Annotated in this window: 15 protein-coding genes; 5 read left to right on the top strand and 10 right to left on the bottom strand. The window is 74.0% G+C overall.

Annotated elements, in window-relative coordinates; genetic code table 11:
• Nucleotides 1–4: 4 nt before the first annotated feature.
• The 6 genes from ACFYZF_RS01810 to ACFYZF_RS01785 all read right to left on the bottom strand — a co-directional run bounded on the left by ACFYZF_RS01810 (nucleotide 5) and on the right by ACFYZF_RS01785 (nucleotide 6,731).
• A complete protein-coding gene (locus tag ACFYZF_RS01810) occupies nucleotides 5–505 on the bottom strand; it encodes a helix-turn-helix transcriptional regulator (RefSeq protein WP_161686104.1) in 501 nt (166 codons plus the stop codon).
• 568 nt (nucleotides 506–1,073) lie between these two features.
• A complete protein-coding gene (gene hemB, locus ACFYZF_RS01805; protein WP_387014767.1) occupies nucleotides 1,074–2,057 on the bottom strand; it encodes a porphobilinogen synthase in 984 nt (327 codons plus the stop codon).
• An 18-nt stretch (nucleotides 2,058–2,075) separates the two neighbouring features.
• Entirely contained in the window at nucleotides 2,076–3,656 is a 1,581-nt protein-coding gene (locus tag ACFYZF_RS01800; protein WP_161686108.1) for a uroporphyrinogen-III synthase, read from the bottom strand.
• Nucleotides 3,653–4,621: a hydroxymethylbilane synthase gene (hemC, locus tag ACFYZF_RS01795; RefSeq protein WP_387014763.1), complete on the bottom strand. Its 969-nt coding sequence runs from the start codon at nucleotides 4,619–4,621 to the stop codon at nucleotides 3,653–3,655. The genes ACFYZF_RS01800 and hemC overlap by 4 nt, the downstream gene beginning before the upstream one ends.
• The gene (locus ACFYZF_RS01790) at nucleotides 4,618–5,961 is read right to left on the bottom strand and encodes a glutamyl-tRNA reductase (RefSeq protein WP_387014760.1); all 1,344 of its coding nucleotides are present in this window, start codon (nucleotides 5,959–5,961) and stop codon (nucleotides 4,618–4,620) included. The genes hemC and ACFYZF_RS01790 overlap by 4 nt, the downstream gene beginning before the upstream one ends.
• Nucleotides 5,958–6,731: a redox-sensing transcriptional repressor Rex gene (locus ACFYZF_RS01785; RefSeq protein ID WP_350887746.1), complete on the bottom strand. Its 774-nt coding sequence runs from the start codon at nucleotides 6,729–6,731 to the stop codon at nucleotides 5,958–5,960. Before ACFYZF_RS01785 ends, ACFYZF_RS01790 begins: the two co-directional genes overlap by 4 nt.
• Before the next feature lie 352 nt (nucleotides 6,732–7,083).
• On the opposite strand from ACFYZF_RS01785, the gene ACFYZF_RS01780 reads away from it, so the two are divergent.
• Together ACFYZF_RS01780 and ACFYZF_RS01775 are read left to right on the top strand one after the other, a co-directional pair.
• Nucleotides 7,084–8,379, top strand: a complete 1,296-nt coding sequence (locus ACFYZF_RS01780) for a sensor histidine kinase (RefSeq protein WP_387014758.1) — start codon at nucleotides 7,084–7,086, stop codon at nucleotides 8,377–8,379.
• A 47-nt stretch (nucleotides 8,380–8,426) separates the two neighbouring features.
• Complete coding sequence (locus ACFYZF_RS01775) at nucleotides 8,427–9,083, top strand: response regulator (RefSeq protein WP_387016010.1); 657 nt, start codon at nucleotides 8,427–8,429, stop codon at nucleotides 9,081–9,083.
• A 10-nt stretch (nucleotides 9,084–9,093) separates the two neighbouring features.
• Here the strand turns inward: ACFYZF_RS01775 and ACFYZF_RS01770 are convergent, their stop codons facing one another.
• The 3 genes from ACFYZF_RS01770 to ACFYZF_RS01760 form a co-directional block, all read right to left on the bottom strand.
• Complete coding sequence (locus ACFYZF_RS01770) at nucleotides 9,094–9,744, bottom strand: HAD family hydrolase (RefSeq protein ID WP_387014755.1); 651 nt, start codon at nucleotides 9,742–9,744, stop codon at nucleotides 9,094–9,096.
• Between the two features lie 64 nt (nucleotides 9,745–9,808).
• Entirely contained in the window at nucleotides 9,809–10,063 is a 255-nt protein-coding gene (locus ACFYZF_RS01765; RefSeq protein ID WP_350887738.1) for a glutaredoxin family protein, read from the bottom strand.
• 140 nt (nucleotides 10,064–10,203) lie between these two features.
• On the bottom strand, nucleotides 10,204–10,698 hold the full coding sequence (locus ACFYZF_RS01760; RefSeq protein ID WP_387014751.1) for a hypothetical protein: 495 nt from the start codon (nucleotides 10,696–10,698) through the stop codon (nucleotides 10,204–10,206).
• Between the two features lie 495 nt (nucleotides 10,699–11,193).
• Between ACFYZF_RS01760 and ACFYZF_RS01755 the strand changes: the two genes are divergently transcribed.
• The 3 genes from ACFYZF_RS01755 (at nucleotide 11,194) to ACFYZF_RS01745 (ending at nucleotide 14,472) form a co-directional block, all read left to right on the top strand.
• Nucleotides 11,194–12,144 (top strand): ECF subfamily RNA polymerase sigma factor, BldN family, encoded by a 951-nt coding sequence (locus ACFYZF_RS01755; RefSeq protein WP_387014748.1) that lies wholly within the window; start codon nucleotides 11,194–11,196, stop codon nucleotides 12,142–12,144.
• Nucleotides 12,145–12,518: 374 nt separating this feature from the next.
• Entirely contained in the window at nucleotides 12,519–13,412 is an 894-nt protein-coding gene (locus ACFYZF_RS01750) for a DUF5667 domain-containing protein (protein ID WP_387014746.1), read from the top strand.
• A gap of 184 nt (nucleotides 13,413–13,596) precedes the next feature.
• A complete protein-coding gene (locus ACFYZF_RS01745) occupies nucleotides 13,597–14,472 on the top strand; it encodes an HAD family hydrolase (RefSeq protein ID WP_387014743.1) in 876 nt (291 codons plus the stop codon).
• Nucleotides 14,473–14,492: 20 nt separating this feature from the next.
• Here ACFYZF_RS01745 and ACFYZF_RS01740 read toward each other — a convergent pair whose 3' ends face one another.
• A complete protein-coding gene (locus tag ACFYZF_RS01740) occupies nucleotides 14,493–15,329 on the bottom strand; it encodes a lysophospholipid acyltransferase family protein (protein ID WP_387016009.1) in 837 nt (278 codons plus the stop codon).
• Between the last annotated feature and the right edge of the window lie 193 nt (nucleotides 15,330–15,522).

The raw sequence follows: 15,522 nt of genomic DNA, 5'->3' as shown, positions 1-15,522 counted from the left end.
CGTCTCAGTAACGCTCCCGCATGTCCTTCGGCGGTGGCACGTTGCGGTACTGCGCCACCCTCACCTCCCACTGGCTGCGTCGCCGACGCGCCTCGCGGTCCACCGGACAGCGGTGGAACGTCTCTGGTGGCCGGGCCAGGCCGTAAATGTCGGCCCACCAGTCGCCCGGCTCGGGGTCGAGAATTGTGTCCAGGTGGGACGGGTAGCGTCGCCCCGCACCGTCGCGGGTGTCGTCCCAGTCCGCCATCGGCTGGATCACCCGGCCGTCCTGGTCGACGACGGCGAGGTAAAGGCCGGCCGCGCCGAAGAGTCGTTCCAGCACCGCGAGGCTGGGTGTCATGGCGCCGGTCTCCACCCGGCCCACGGTCGACGGCGCCACCTTCGCGAAGCGCGCCATCTGGCGCTGCCCCAGGCCGGCGATGCGCCGAGCCTTGCGCACCAGCCCGGCGATGGGGAACGGCCCGACCGTCGGACCGGTCGGTGGTGGATCAAGTGCGGAAGCCATGCCGAAAGCCTGCCGACCCCGGCAGGCGGTCGACAATCCCTGTGGACAAACCTGTGGACAACTTGCCCTCATCAACGCGTCGCATCCTGGTTGCGGGGCATCTCTCGACACGCTGGGTAACGAAAGTAAGTCGAGCTGGAAAAACACTCTGCGTTACGCCGACCCCACCCTCCAACACCCCCGCGCACGCTTTGCTCTGCTGCCATCCAGGCAACACCAGCTGCGAACAGGATCGATGGCCGATCGCCACGTGGGCCCCTGTACGCGAGCGTGGACACTGAGTAACTGTTGCCTCCGCTGCAGCAGAGCAAAGGAACCGAGGAGGGGTGGGCGGAGATTAGTCAAGGTAACGCCGAGTGGCGGACTGGGGAACTGAAGGGCCCGCTCGGTACCTGCGACGATCAGGCGAGGGCGGTGCAACCGCGCGACACCGGCATCGGCATCGGCGACACCGCCGCGCTCATCGTGTTCCAGCACCTGCCGGTCGGGGTGCGCAATCCATCCCCTGCCCGGCTCCAGCACGCGCACGATGCCGCCGCGTCGCCCTCGCCGGCCGGCGCGGCGCGGCTCAGTAACGTCGGTCGAGCAGGGTGGCGGCCTCGACCGCCCAGTAGGTGAGGATGATCTGGGCGCCGGCCCGGCGGATCGAGGTGAGCGTCTCCAGCATCACCCGCTCCCGATCGATCCAGCCGTTCGCGGCGGCGGCCTCGACCATCGCGTACTCGCCGGAGACCTGGTAGGCCGCGACCGGGACGTCCACGGCGGCCCGGACCGCCGCCACCACGTCGAGGTAGGGCAGGGCCGGCTTGACCATCACCAGGTCCGCGCCCTCGGCGACGTCCAGCGCGACCTCGCGCAGGGACTCCCGCAGGTTCGCCGGGTCCTGCTGGTAGGTGCGTCGGTCGCCGTCGAGGGCCGACTCCACGGCGTCCCGGAACGGGCCGTAGAACGCGGAGGCGTACTTCGCCGCGTACGCGAGCACGGCGACGTCGGTGTGCCCGGCGGCGTCCAGGGCCCGGCGGACCACACCGACCTGGCCGTCCATCATCCCGGACGCCCCGACCATGCCGACCCCGGCGTCGGCCTGGGCCACCGCCATCTCGGCGTACGCGGAGAGGGTCGCGTCGTTGTCCACCACGCCGTCTCCGGTGAGCAGCCCGCAGTGCCCGTGCGAGGTGAACTCGTCCAGGCACAGATCGCTCATCACCACGGTCGCGTCACCCACCTCGGCGACCACGTCCCGGATGGCGACGTTGAGGATGCCCGCCGGATCGACGCCGCCCGAGCCGCGCTCGTCACGCGACGCCGGCACCCCGAACAGCATGATCCCGCCCACGCCGGCCTGGACCGCCTCAGCCGCCGCCTTGCGCAGCGAGTCCCGGGAGTGCTGGAGCACCCCCGGCATCGACGCGATCTGCCGCGGCTCGGTCAGCCCCTCCTTGACGAACATCGGCACGACCAGCTCGGCCGGGTCGACGCGGGTCTCGGAGACCAGCCGCCGCACGGCTGCGGTGCGGCGCAGCCGGCGGGGCCGGATCTCGGGGTACGGCATGGGGGGCCTCCCTAGCGACTAGCGGAACCTCAGGGCGGTCGGCCCCTGCACCTTCGAGCCGCGACGCTGCTTGGCCGGCATGGCGGCGAGCTTCTCGCGCAGCTCGACGGCGTAGGCGGCGAGCGCCTCCACCAGGTCGGGCACCGAGGCGTGCGGTGGCTGGACGTCGACCCGCAGGCCGAACTCCGTCGCGGTCTCCGCCGTCTTGGGCCCGATGACGGCAACAACGGTACGCGCGTGCGGCTTCCCGGCGATGCCGACCAGGTTCCGGACGGTGGAGGACGAGGTGAACAGCACGGCGTCGAACCCGCCCGACTTGATCGCGTCCCGGATCTCGGCGGGCGGCGGGGCGGCCCGGACCGTCCGGTACGCGGTCACGTCGTCGACCTCCCAGCCGCGCTCGGTGAGCCCGGCGGCGAGCGTCTCGGTGGCGATGTCGGCGCGCGGCAGCAGCACCCGGCCCACCGGGTCGAGGATCTCGTCGTGGGGCGAGAACTCGGCCAGCAGCCCCTCGGAGGACTGCTCCCCGGCGGGGACCAGCTCCGGCTGGATGCCGAACGCGCGGACCGCGTCGGCGGTGGCCTCGCCGATGCAGGCGATCTTGACCCCGCCGAAGTGCCGGGCGTCCAGCCCGTGCTCGGCGAACTTCTCCCAGACCGCCCGGACGGCGTTCACCGAGGTGAAGATCACCCAGGCGTACCGGCCGTCGACCAGGCCCTTGACCGCCCGCTCCATCTGGGCGGGGGTACGCGGCGGCTCGACCGCGATGGTCGGCACCTCGCACGGGATCGCCCCGTACGCGCGCAGCCGGGCACTCATCGCGCCGGCCTGCTCCTTGGTCCGGGGGACGAGCACCTTCCAGCCGTACAGCGGCCGGTTCTCCCACCAGCTCAACTTGTCCCGCTGGCCGACGCCCTCGCCGACGGTGAGCACCACCCGGCCGGTGAAGCCGAGCGCCGCCGCCACGAACGAGTCGACGGTCGACGTGGTCGTGTACTGGGTGTCCCCGGTGCCGTCGCCGGTCACCCCGACGCCGGTGGTGCCGTCGATCCCGGCGGCGAGCAGGCCGTCGCGGACCGCAGCCAGGTCGCCGGCGTCCACGGCGAGCGCGAGCGAGCCCCGGCCCACGGCCGCGGCCAGCGCGTCGAAGTCCAGCGTGGTGACGTCCTCGACGTCGGCGGCGGTGCGGACGCCCGGCAACGGCACGCCCGCGTACGTGGCGACGCCCTCGGCCTGGCCGACGCCCGGGACCACCTCGAAGTGCGCGGCGGTACGCGCGACCGCCTGCACCTCCTTGACCACCGAGTCGTGGCCGAACGGGTCACCGGCGACCAGGTGCACCGCGTTCTGGCCGGAGCGGGCGGCCGAGATCAGCACCTTCGCCACGTCTCCCGGCACGCCCTCCGCCGGGGTGAACTGGGCGTCGGACCGGGCCTGGGCGCGGACGGCGTCGAGCAGCGACTCGGGGACTCCCCGGTCGTACACCACCTGATCGGCGTCCACCAGGGCGTCGTGCGCCCGGCGGGTCAGCAGGCCCGGGTCGCCGGGACCGGCCCCGACGAACGCGATGCGACCGACGGGCTTACGGGTGCGGGTCATTCTGTGCTCCCAAATTGCTGGGTCCCCGGGCCGGCGTGTCCGTCTAGGCCGAGGATCGAGTCGGCGCCGAGGTCGAGGAGTTCAGCGGCGAGTGCCTTGCCGATCTCCGCCGCGTCGGCGGGCGTTCCGGTGCGGGACAGCCGAAGGTCTCTGGAACCGTCCGGGCTGATCACCGCCCCGCGCAGGTATATCTCCTCGCCGACGTCACCTTCGGCGAGTTCCGCATAGGCGGCCACGGGTGCGCTGCACCCGGCCTCCAGGGTGGCCAGCAACGCCCGTTCCGCGGTGACCGCGGCGCGGGACGGTGCGTGGTCGAGCGCAGCGAGCAGCTCGACCAGGTCCGGGTCGTCGACCCGGCACTCCACGGCCAGCGCGCCCTGGGCGGGCGCGGGCAGCATGAGCATCGGGTCGAGCGTCTCGGTGATCACGCCGGCCCGGTCGAGCCGGGTCAGACCCGCCCGGGCGAGGACGACCGCGTCGAGGTCGGCATCCGGGCCGAGGACCCGCGCCAGGCGGCTGTCCACGTTGCCACGGATCGGGGTGACCTCAAACTGGAGCCCGAGCGCGTGCAACTGGGCGATGCGGCGCAGCGCGCCGGTGCCGATCACCGCGCCGGGCGGCAGCTCGGCGAGGGTGCGCCCGCCTGTGGCGACCAGCGCGTCGCGCGGGTCCTGCCGGGCCGGCACCGCCGCGATGTGCAGCCCGGGGGCCGCCGCGGTGGGCAGGTCCTTGTAGGAGTGCACCGCGAAGTCGATGGTCCGGGCGGCCAGGGCGTCGCGCAGCGCGGAGACGAACACGCCGACGCCGAGCCGGTGCACGGGGGCGACCGAGCGGTCACCGGCGGTGATCACCTCGACCAGCTCCACCTTCCGGCCGGTCGCTTCGGTGAGCGCGGCCGCGACGTGGCCGGACTGGGCCATCGCCAGCGCGCTGCCCCGGGTGCCGAGGCGCAGGGGGGCGGTCATCTCTCGCCTCCGGGGTATGGGGTGGGGTCGGTGTCGACCACGTCGGGGACGGTGTCGACCGGGGAGGTCTGCGGGACCTGGAGGTCGAACAGCTCGCGCAGCAGCGCGGCGTACTGGTCGCCGCCGGGCTCGGCGGCGAGCTGACGGACCTTCACCGTGGGCTGGTGCAGCAGCCGCTGCACCACCCGGTGCACCGTCCGGGCCACCTCGGCGCGCTGGTCGGCGCTGAGTTCGGGGCGGCGCTGGCCCAGCCGGCGCAGCTCGACGGTCACCACGTCCTCGGCCCGGCTGCGCAGCGCGGCCACGGTCGGGGCGACGTCGGCGCCGCGCAGCCAGGTGAGGAAGGACTCGACCTCACCCGCCACGATCCGGTCGACGGCCGCGGCGTCGGCGACAGCCGGCCCGTCGGCCAGGATCGCCGCCATCCGGTCGATGTCGATCACCTCGACGCCGGGCAGTGCGGCCACGCCGTCCTCCACGTCGCGCGGGACGGCGAGGTCGAGCAGCACGAGTGCCCCCCGGTCGGGGTCGCGGTCGGCGAGCGCCCGGCTGACCACGTCGCGGGTGAGGACCGGTTCGGTCGCCGCCGTAGCGGCCACTACGATGTCCACTGTGGAAAGCACGTCGGTCAGCTCGGCCATGGGTATCGCGCTGGCCCCGTACGACTCGGCCAGCCGCATGGCCCGGTCGGCCCCCCTGTTGGTCACGGTGAGCGGGCCCGCGCCGAGCCGGGACAGGCTCGCAACGCCCAACGCGCCCATCGCACCGGCCCCGACCACCAGTGCCGGGCGCCCGGCCAGTTCGCCGTCGAGCTGCGTGGCGGCCAGGCCGAGCGCGGCGCTCACCACGCTCTGGCCGGCCCGGTCGATCCCGGTCTCGGCGTGCGCCCGCTTACCCACCCGCAGCGCCTGCTGCATCAGCTCGTGCAGCAGGCGGCCGGCCGAGTCCGCGCCGGTCGCCCAGTGGTACGCGTCACGGAGCTGGCCGAGGATCTGCGCCTCGCCGACCACCATCGAGTCCAGCCCGGCGGCGACCCGGAAGACGTGGTCCACGGCGACGGCGTCGTAGTGCACGTAGAGGTGACTGGCCAGGCTGCTGGCCGGAGCGCCGGCCTGCTCGGCGAGAACGGCGCAGATGTTGCCGAGCCCGCCATGGAAGCCGGACACGGCGGCGTAGACCTCCACCCGGTTGCAGGTGGAGACCAGCACCGCCTCGCTCACGTACGACTGGGCGACCAGGCGGTCCAGGGTGCGGGTGAGATCGGCGGGGGCGACGGCCAGCTGTTCCAGGGTGGCGACGGGAGCGGTGCGGTAGGACGCGCCGACGACAAGCAGTTTCACGTGCCGATCGCCTCCTGGGGATCAGTGGCCGCGAGCCCGCCGGGCAGGGCGGTGAGGGCGGAGCCGCCGGTGGCGGGCAGCGCGGTCAGGGACGCCTTGCGGTGCTCGTGGAAGGACAGGATCTGGAGCTCGATGGCGAGGTCGACCTTACGCACGTCGACCCCCTCCGGCACCGAGAGTACGCACGGCGCGAAGTTGAGGATGCTCGTCACGCCGACGGCCACGAGCTGGTCGGCGACCGCCTGGGCGGCGGGCACCGGGGTGGCGATCACGCCGATCGCGATGGACTCCTCGGCGACGACGGCGGGCAGCTCGTCGACGTGCCGTACGACCATCCCGTTGATCTCCTCGCCGACTCGGGACGCGTCCGCGTCGAGCAGCGCGGCGATCCGGAATCCGCGGCTGGCGAACCCGGCGTAGCCGGCCAGGGCGTGACCGAGATTACCCACCCCGACCAGGGCGACGGCCCGCCGCTGGGTGAGCCCGAGCACGAACTCGATCTGGTCGACCAGCAGGGCGACGTCGTAGCCGACCCCCCGGGTGCCGTACGAGCCGAGGTGGGACAGGTCCTTGCGGAGCTTGGCGGAGTTGACCCCGACCGCGGCGGCCAGGCCCTCGCTGGAGACGGTCTCGTGGCCGGACTCGGCGAGGTTGTGCAGGGCGCGAAGGTACTCGGGAAGCCGCGCGACGGTCGCCTCGGGCAGGTCCGGAAGCGCCGGTACGGCACCGGCGCGGCCGGGCGCGCCAGGGTGACGGTGCTGCTGACTCATGAGACTCCGTGCGGTGCGATCCTCGGTCAGCTCAAGAGGCCGGCCGTATCGGGACTCCCGCTGACGACCGAGATTGCCGGCTGTGCTAGCAGGACGCGTCGGAACTACAGAGTAGGCGCTTGTGAACAGACGCACAAATCGCGATCTTGAAGACCCCCGACCCGCCTCCACCTGCCCCTCCGTTCCACAAGATCGATCCGGCGGCCCCGCACCGCCCAGCCGATTATTGCTCAATCCCGACTTCCCTCACCAATCGCGCGCTGGCCAGGCGGCACCTGGTAGGGCTGCCCCTACAGGGGAGAGGCCGGGCGGCGGGATGGGGCCGAACGGTCCGGCTGCCTAGCCTCGAACCATGACCGCCGCTACCGTCGCCGACCCACCCACCACCTCGCCCAGCGTCCCCCGCCAACTCCTGCACGATTCCAACTACGTGCTGCTCGGCCTGCCCCTGGCGCTGGCCAGCTTCGTGGTGTTGCTGGTGGGGCTGGCGCTCGGCCTGGGACTGGTGGTGACCGTAATCGGCCTGCCGGTCCTCGCCGGCACCCTGTACGCCGCCCGTGGGCTGGCCGACATCGAGCGGCTGCGGTTGACCGCCGTGCTCGGCCAGGCCCGGATCCGGCCGGACTACCGGCAGCCCGAACCCGGGGCGGGCGCCTGGCGGCGGATCTTCATGCCGATCCGGGACGCCCAGTCCTGGCTCGACCTGGCCCACGGCATCCTCAAGCTGATCGTGTCCCTCCTCACCTTCGTGGTGACCGTCGTCTGGTGGGCCGGGACCCTGCTCGGCTGCCTCTACTGGGCGTACGACTGGGCGCTGCCGCAGAGCCCCGACAACCAGGGCCTCAACGAGCTCCTCGGCCTGGGCGACTCCCCCGCCGCCCGGATCGGGCTGAACACCGCGATCGGGGTGTTCTTCCTGATCACCCTGCCGATGGTGGTCCGGGGGTGCGCGCGGCTCCAGGCCGGCTTCGCCCGCGCCCTGCTCACCGGGGTGGCCGAGATGCGCAACCGGATCACCGTGCTGGAGGAGCAGAAGCGGGCCGCCGTCTCCGCCGAGGCCGCCGCGCTGCGCCGGCTGGAGCGGGACATCCACGACGGCCCGCAGCAGCGCCTCGTCCGGCTGGCGATGGACCTGAGCCGGGCCCGCCAGCAGCTCGCCACCGACCCGGAGGCGGCCGGCCGGACCCTGGACGAGGCGGTCACCCAGACCCGCGACACCCTCGCCGAACTGCGCGCCCTGTCCCGGGGCATCGCCCCGCCGATCCTGGTCGACCGCGGGCTGCCCAGCGCCCTGGCGGCCCTGGCCGGCCGCGGGCTGGTCCCGGTCGAGCTGCGGATCGACCCTCAGCTGGAGGTCCCGGGCGGACGGCTCGACCCGGCCGTGGAGAGCACCGCCTACTTCGTGGTCGCCGAGGCGCTCACCAACGTCGCCAAGCACAGCGGGGCGACGGAGTGCGCGGTCGCGGTGACCCGGCACGAGCGCCGGCTGGCCGTCGGCGTGACCGACGACGGCCACGGCGGGGCGCACCTGGCCAAGGGGCACGGCCTGGCCGGGATCGCCGACCGGGTGCGGGCGGCCGGTGGCCGGCTGGACGTGGTCAGCCCGGCCGGCGGCCCGACGGAGGTCCGCGCGGAACTGCCACTGTGAGCGTCGACGGCCCGGCTCCCTGCTCGGACGTGGTAGACATCAGCATCATGCGGGTGGTCATCGCGGATGACGCCGTGCTGCTCCGGGAGGGGCTGGTGCGGCTGCTCACCGAACAGGGGCACGAGGTGGTGGCTGCCGTCGGCGACGGCGACGCGCTGGTCGAGGCGGTGGTGACCCACCGTCCGGACGTGTCGATCGTCGACGTGCGGATGCCGCCGTCGCACACCGACGAGGGGCTGCGCGCCGCCGTGGAGGCCCGCCGGCTGGTCCCGCGTACGCCGGTCCTGGTGCTCTCCCAGTACGTCGAGGTGTCGTACGCCGACGACCTGCTCGCCACCACCGGCGGGTCCGGCGGCGGCGGGGTGGGTTACCTGCTCAAGGACCGGGTGGCCGACATCGACGAGTTCATGGACGCGCTGGCCCGGGTGGCCGCGGGCGGCACCGTGCTCGACCCGGAGGTGGTGGGCCAGCTGCTGGTCCGCCGTCGGCGCGACGACCCGCTGCGCGAACTGACCCCCCGCGAGCGCGAGGTGCTCTCCCTGATGGCCGAGGGGCACTCCAACACGGCCATCGCCCGCGCACTGGTGGTCACCGACGGGGCGGTGGAGAAGCACGTCCGCAACATCTTCACCAAGCTGGACCTGCCCCCGGACACCACCCAGCACCGCCGCGTCCTGGCCGTGCTGACCTACCTGCGCACCTGACCGGCCCCGGTCACCGGAGGGTGGCGGCGAGGGTGACCGCCTCGGTGAGGGTGTCGGCCACCGGGTGCCCGGACGCGCGCAGCCGGGCCTGGTCGGTGAACCCGCCCGTGTAGAGCACGGCCCGGCCGCCGACCGATTCGGCGGCATCGGCGTCGTCGATCGAGTCCCCGATCAGCACCACGTCGCGGCCGTTGACCCCCAGCTCGGTCAGGTGCCGCTCCAGCGACTCGGCCTTGCGGTCCCCGCCGACCGTGGCGCGCAGCCCGTCCACCCGGGCGAACCGGTCGGTCAGCCCGTGGGTGTGCACCGCCGGCACCAGCTCGTCGTGGAACCACATCGACAGCAGCGACTGGCCGCCCGGCCAGGCAGCCATCGCCACCGCCGCGTCGTCGGCAAGCACGCAGGTGGTCAGCCCACTGCGGTACGCGTCGTGGAAGATCCGGTCCAGCTCGCCGAACGCCGCGTCGTCGACGGCCCGGCCGAGCACCTCGGCGTAGTAGTCGGCGATCGGGCGGCGGAACCGCACCCGGTGCTCGTCCGTGCTGACCGTCGGGCCGCCCACGCTGGCGAAGACGGCGTTGGTGGCCGCCACCACCAGATCGAGGTCGTTGAGCAGGGTGCCGTTCCAGTCCCACACGAGATGGGGGCGCGCAGGGGTCATCCCAGCACGATAGGACCGCACCGACGCGCGGGGAAGGGCGGGGCGGAGACCGGCGGGGCGGGCCTCAGAGCTGCGGGGTGGTCAGGTCCCGCAGCAGCCGTTCCTCCTCCACCCGCCAGTAGCCGTGCTCCTTGCCGTCGAGCAGCACCACCGGCAGCCGGTCGCCGTACTCGCGCTCCAGCTCCACGTCGCCGGTCACGTCCCGCTCGATCCACCGGTCCCCGGTGACCGCCACCACCCGGTCGAGCGCCACCTTGGCGTCCTCGCAGAGGTGGCAGCCGGGGCGGGTGATCAGGGCGAGTCGGGCGTCACTGGACATCGGGAACCTCCGTGCGGATGTCGGCCGGCGCCGCCGGGGACGGTGTCGGCCTGAGCGGGGTCTTGCGCACCCTGCCGATCGCCGAGTACGGCAGCGCGTCGACGAACTCGACGGCGGTCGGGCGCTTGAACCGGGCCAGGTTACGTGGCGCGGTGGGCGAGCAGTTCCTCCCCGGTCACCGGGTGCCCCGGCGCCGGCACCACGTACGTCCGGACAGTCTCCCCGGTCCGCGGGTGCGGCACACCCGGTACCGCCGACTCGGCCACCCCCGGATGCGCGGCAAGCACCGCCTCCGCCTCGCGCGGGTGGACGTTGAAGCCGGTGACGGTGATCAGCTCGCCGAGCCGGTCGACCAGGTGCAGGTCGGCGTCGACGTACGCGACGTCGCCGGTGGCCCGCCGGCCGTCGGCGTGCGGTGGGTCGCCGGCCAGCACGGAGGGTGAGCGAGGTGCCGGGACGGTCGGGCGGCCGGGTGCGGCCGGGGCGTGCGCGACCACGGTCACCGGGGCGTCCAGTTGCGACCATGTCAGGGTGGTGTCCCGCCGGCGCGACGCGGGACGGCAGCCGTGGTCGACCGCCGCCCGGCGGAGTCGGTCGACGAGGTTCGGCGCGGAGTCGTCGGCCACGTCCTGCACGGTGGCAGAGTCTGGCGCAGCCTCGGCTCAGCGGCCCGGCCCGAGCCGGGCCCGACGCCGCGTCCGGGGCCCCGCCGGCATCGTCGCGCCGGCCCGGTCGCCCGCCGTCCGGCGGCCCGCCGGAGGGCTGGCATCAGCCCGGTGACCTGGGGTTCCATTGCGGACCAGCTCCCCCGGCGAAAGTCAACCACACGCGACGGACAACCGGTCCGCCATCGGTGCGACGGGTCGGGAAATACTTCCGCTCTGTGTAACGGACTTGCCACGCGCGGGTGACGTTGGCCCTATCATCACTCGGGTCGGCTCACCCCATTTGCCGTGAGTCGACACCCCTCAGCCCGAGGAGGCCCCCGTGCCTGTGAGCGCATTGGACCAGCACCTCAATGGGACCTGCCGCCCGTCGGCAGGTCCCGGAAGGACTCTGCCCGACCGCCATGGCCCCGCCCGCGCGGCGGCGGCCCGGCGGCCGGCGTGGTACCGGACCGGGGAGGCACGGTGACCAGTTTCGGCTACGCAGAGCGACTGGGCGGCCTGGCCGGGACGGCCCGCGCCGCCCTCAACGAACGGCTGGGCGCGCCGCGCGGCTCGGACGACATGTGCAGCCAACCTGTGCGCGGCGACGGGGCGTCCAGACGCCTGCCCAACCGCTCGCACCACAACGAGGCCCCACCTCGCCCGGCCGCACCCGGGGGCAATGGCGGACGGGTCGCCTCGCCGGCCAGGCCGATGATGCCGGCCCAGGGCCGGCGCACCGGCGACACGCCACCGGCGACCGACCCGGCGGCGACCGAGACCGCGGTGCTGCCGGCGGTGCCCGCCGGGCCACCGGCCGGGCCTGGCGGCACCTCGACCGGCTACCCGAGCCGGCCCGACCCGTCCGACCCGGCCACGGAGGTCTGGAAGCTGATCGAGCGCGCCCAGGCCGGCGAGTCCGAGGCGTTCGGGCTGATCTACGACCGGTACGTGGACACGGTCTTCCGCTTCGTCTACTTCCGGGTGGGCAACCGACAGCTCGCCGAGGACCTCACCTCCGACACGTTCCTGCGCGCCCTCAAGCGGATCGGCAGCTTCACCTGGCAGGGCCGGGACCTCGGCGCGTGGCTGGTCACCATCGCCCGGAACCTGGTCGCCGACCACTTCAAGTCCGGGCGGTACCGGCTGGAGGTCACCACCGGCGACGTGCTGGACGCCGACCGGGAGGACCGCGGGCCGGAGGGCAGCCCGGAGGCTGCCGTCGTCGAGCACATCACCAACGTCGCGCTGCTCACCGCCGTGAAGCAGCTCAACCCGGAGCAGCAGGAGTGCATCGTGCTGCGGTTCCTCCAGGGATTCTCGGTCGCGGAAACCGCCCGGACGATGGGCAAGAACGAGGGCGCGATCAAGGCGTTGCAGTATCGGGCGGTCCGGGCCCTGGCCCGGCTCCTGCCGGACGGCTTCCAGCCCTGATCCGACCGCCGCGACGAGCCCCGACCCGGTTCCCCGGTCGGCACCGACCCGGTCGCCACGGCACGCGGGGCTTCCCGGTCGACACCCGCGGCAGCGAAGGCTGCCCTGCTCACCCGTCCCCTGGGCGATGGATCGACGCCCACCGCGGCGTGACGACCATCACTCTTCGTGGCTTCGCTCCCGCCGGCCCCGTAACCCGTGCACGGCGCGGAGCGTTTCTCCGGGTGCGACCGGTGGTTGCCCCGGCATCCCCGGGCCCCACGGTCCGGACAGCGCGGCCGACCACGGCCTTTCGTTCGTCGGCGCGCGCTGCCGCCGGTCGCTGGTGAGGACAGCGGCCGACCGGCCGTGACCAGCGAGAGGAGGTGCCTGCGGTGGACAGTAACCTCTTCTCCCGCCGGCGCGCCGAGCGCTTCGCGCAGCTTCTCGACGAAGCCAACGGCGGCCGACGTCACCACGTCAGGTCCCGGGCCGACGACCAGCTCGCCGCGCTCGTCGCGGTCAGCCGGCAGCTCAGCGCCGATCCCCCGACCGTCGAGATCGACACCGGCTTCCGCACCGGGCTGCGGGCGATGCTCGTCGCCACTGCCGAGCGGGAGGGTGTCGGTGCCACGGCGACCGGGTCGACCGAGGCGGGGCCGGCCGGCCACCGGGGCGCGGTCGGCGCCGGGCAGCGCGGCTCGTTCCTGCCCGCCGTGACCGCCCGCCGGGCCCGCGCCCGGGGCGCCATCCTGGTCGGGGTGGCCGCCGGCGCCATCGCCGTCTCCGGCATTTCCGCCGCCAGCGAGAACGCGGTGCCCGGCGACGCCCTGTACGGCATGAAGCGCTCCACGGAACGGGCCCAGCTCGCGCTGGCCAGCTCGAACCTCAGCCGGGGCCAGCTCTTCCTCGACTTCGCCCGCACCCGACTCGACGAGGCCGCCGCGCTGCGCGGGGACCGGCTCGGGTTCGAGGCTGTCCTCGACGACATGGACTCGGACAGCCGCCAGGGCGTACGGCTGCTGACCAGCGCCGCCGCCCAGCGCACCGACCCGGCCGGCCTGGACGCGGTGAACACCTTCGTCGCCGGGCAGCGCCGGGCGGTCGGCGACCTGCTCGACGGGGCCAGCCGGGCGGAGCGGGACCGGGTCCGCCGGTCGCTCGCCCTGCTCGACGCGATCCGGAAGCGCTCCGACGCCCTGCGCGCGGCCATCGACTGCGAGCTGCCCGCCCCGGCCGGCAGCGACGCGCTCGGCCCGACCCCCGCGGCCTGTCCCGGCGACCGCTGAGCCACCCACCCACCGCTCCGCCGCGCGGCGGCCCCGGCCCAGCCCGCCATGGGGTGCCGACAGGGCCTCTCACCAGCGGACGGGCATTGTGCGCCACAGTTCCCGCTCGCCGGGCCGGAGGGCCGCCCGGCCCGGTTACTCTCGCGGGAGGCACTGGTCGTGGTCGTCGAGCGAGGGAGGTCGCGTGGCCCGTACCCGCAAGGTGACGGTCAGCACCGACCGCCGCGGTCACACGGCCGGCTGGGCGGAGACCGAGGCCGCGCCGGCCACCCCGATTGCCCCCGACCCGGGTGCCGCCGCGTTCTTCGACGTGGACAACACGATGATGCGGGGCGCGTCGATCTACTGGTTCGCCCGCGGGCTCGCCGCCCGGAAGTACTTCACCACCGGCGACCTGGCCCGGTTCGCCTGGCGGCAGCTTCGGTTCCGGGTGCTCGCCACCGAGCACGCCGGGGACATGTCGCAGGCCAAGGAGGCCGCGCTGGCCTTCATCGAGGGCTGGCGGGTGGACGACGTGGAACGGCTCGCCGAGGAGATCTTCGACGAGCTGATGGCCCCCCGGATCTGGGCCGGCACCCGCCGGCTCGCGCAGCGGCACCTCGACTCCGGCGAGCGGGTCTGGCTGGTCAGCGCCGCGCCCGTCGAGATCGGCCGGGTGATCGCGGCCCGGCTGGGCCTGACGGGGGCGATCGGCACGGTTGCCGAGGTGGTCGACGGCGCGTACACCGGCCGGCTGGTCGGCGACCTGATGCACGGCCCGGCCAAGGCCGAGGCGGTGGCCCAACTCGCCGAGGTCGAAGGGCTGGACCTGTCCCGCTGCTCCGCCTACAGCGACTCCGCCAACGACCTGCCGATGCTCTCCACGGTCGGCCGGGCGGTGGCGATCAACCCGGACGGCGCCCTGCTGCGGCAGGCCCGGCAGCAGGGCTGGGAGGTACGGGACTTCCGCACCGGCCGGCGGGCGGCCAGGATCGCCCTGCCGTCGACGGCAGCGGCCGGGGTGCTGGCTGGCGCAGTGAGCGCCGGCCTGGCCCTGCACCGCCGCCGCCACGCCCACTGACCCACCCCGAACCGGGCGGGTCAGGGGCCGAAGGGGTCGGGGCGGCGCTCCAGCAGGCTGTGCAGGGTCTGCTGGATGGTCTCCCGCACCTGGTCGGCGAGGTTGAACACGACCAGCGGGTCGTCGGCGGAGTCGGTGAGGTGGGCGGTCGGGATCGGCGGGCAGAACTCGATCAGCCACTTGCTCGGCAGCGGCACCATCCCCAGCGGGCCGAGCCACGGGAACGTCGGCGTGACCGGGAAGTACGGCAGCTTGAGCAGCCGCGCGAGGGGCTTGATGTCGGCGAGCATCGGGTAGATCTCCTCGCCGCCCACGATGGCCACCGGCACGATCGGGGTGCCGGTGCGCAGCGCCGCCGAGACGAACCCGCCCCGGCCGAAGCGTTGCAGCTTGTACCGGTCGGAGTAGAGCTTGCCGACGCCCTTGAACCCCTCGGGGAAGACGCCCACCAGCTCGCCGGAGCCGAGCAGCCGCTCGGCGTCCGGGTTGCAGGCGACCGTCCCGCCGGTCTTGCGGGCGACCGCGGAGAGCACCGGCATCCGGAAGACCAGATCGGCCCCGAGTAGCCGCAGGTAGCGGTGGGCCGGGTGCTGGTCGTGCAGGGCTGCCGAGAGAATCAGCGCGTCCAGCGCCACCGTGCCGGAGTGGTTGCCGACCACCAGGCCGGCCCCGGCCGCCGGGACGTGCTCCAGGCCGGTGACCTCGGTGCGGAACCAGTCCCGGTAGAGCATCCGCAGCAGCGGGTGGAAGACCGACTCGGTCAGGTCCGGGTCGAAGCCGAACTCGTCCACCGGGTAGTCGCCGGAGAACCGGCGCCGCAGGAACGCCAGCCCGGACGCGACCCGCCGGTCCCACACGTCGCCGGGCCCGTCCGGGACCGCCGGCTCCTCCGGCCCGGAAGCCGCCGGCTCACCCGTCGGGACGGCGTCCGAGGAGGACCGGTCGGCGTCCGGGATCGGGGCAGCGTCCGAGACCGGGCCGGCGTCCGGGGCAGGTGCGGAGTCCGGGGCAGGGGCAGGGGCGGCGTCCGGGGCAGGGTGACGGCCGTTG

It is taken from the genome of Micromonospora sp. NPDC001898 (assembly GCF_042891255.1).
In the GTDB taxonomy this organism is placed as follows: domain Bacteria; phylum Actinomycetota; class Actinomycetes; order Mycobacteriales; family Micromonosporaceae; genus Micromonospora.
This window is presented reverse-complemented; position numbering and strand designations above follow the sequence as displayed.

Excerpts from the sequence above, each read along its gene's own strand:
- ACFYZF_RS01810 (WP_161686104.1), bottom strand. The coding sequence starts at position 505 with ATGGCTTCCGCACTTGATCCACCACCGACCGGTCCGACGGTCGGGCCG.
- ACFYZF_RS01770 (WP_387014755.1), bottom strand. The coding sequence starts at position 9,744 with ATGACCCCTGCGCGCCCCCATCTCGTGTGGGACTGGAACGGCACCCTG.
- ACFYZF_RS01800 (WP_161686108.1), bottom strand. The coding sequence starts at position 3,656 with ATGACCCGCACCCGTAAGCCCGTCGGTCGCATCGCGTTCGTCGGGGCC.
- ACFYZF_RS01765 (WP_350887738.1), bottom strand. The coding sequence starts at position 10,063 with ATGTCCAGTGACGCCCGACTCGCCCTGATCACCCGCCCCGGCTGCCAC.
- ACFYZF_RS01775 (WP_387016010.1), top strand. The coding sequence starts at position 8,427 with ATGCGGGTGGTCATCGCGGATGACGCCGTGCTGCTCCGGGAGGGGCTG.
- ACFYZF_RS01785 (WP_350887746.1), bottom strand. The coding sequence starts at position 6,731 with ATGAGTCAGCAGCACCGTCACCCTGGCGCGCCCGGCCGCGCCGGTGCC.
- hemC (WP_387014763.1), bottom strand. The coding sequence starts at position 4,621 with ATGACCGCCCCCCTGCGCCTCGGCACCCGGGGCAGCGCGCTGGCGATG.
- ACFYZF_RS01780 (WP_387014758.1), top strand. The coding sequence starts at position 7,084 with ATGACCGCCGCTACCGTCGCCGACCCACCCACCACCTCGCCCAGCGTC.
- hemB (WP_387014767.1), bottom strand. The coding sequence starts at position 2,057 with ATGCCGTACCCCGAGATCCGGCCCCGCCGGCTGCGCCGCACCGCAGCC.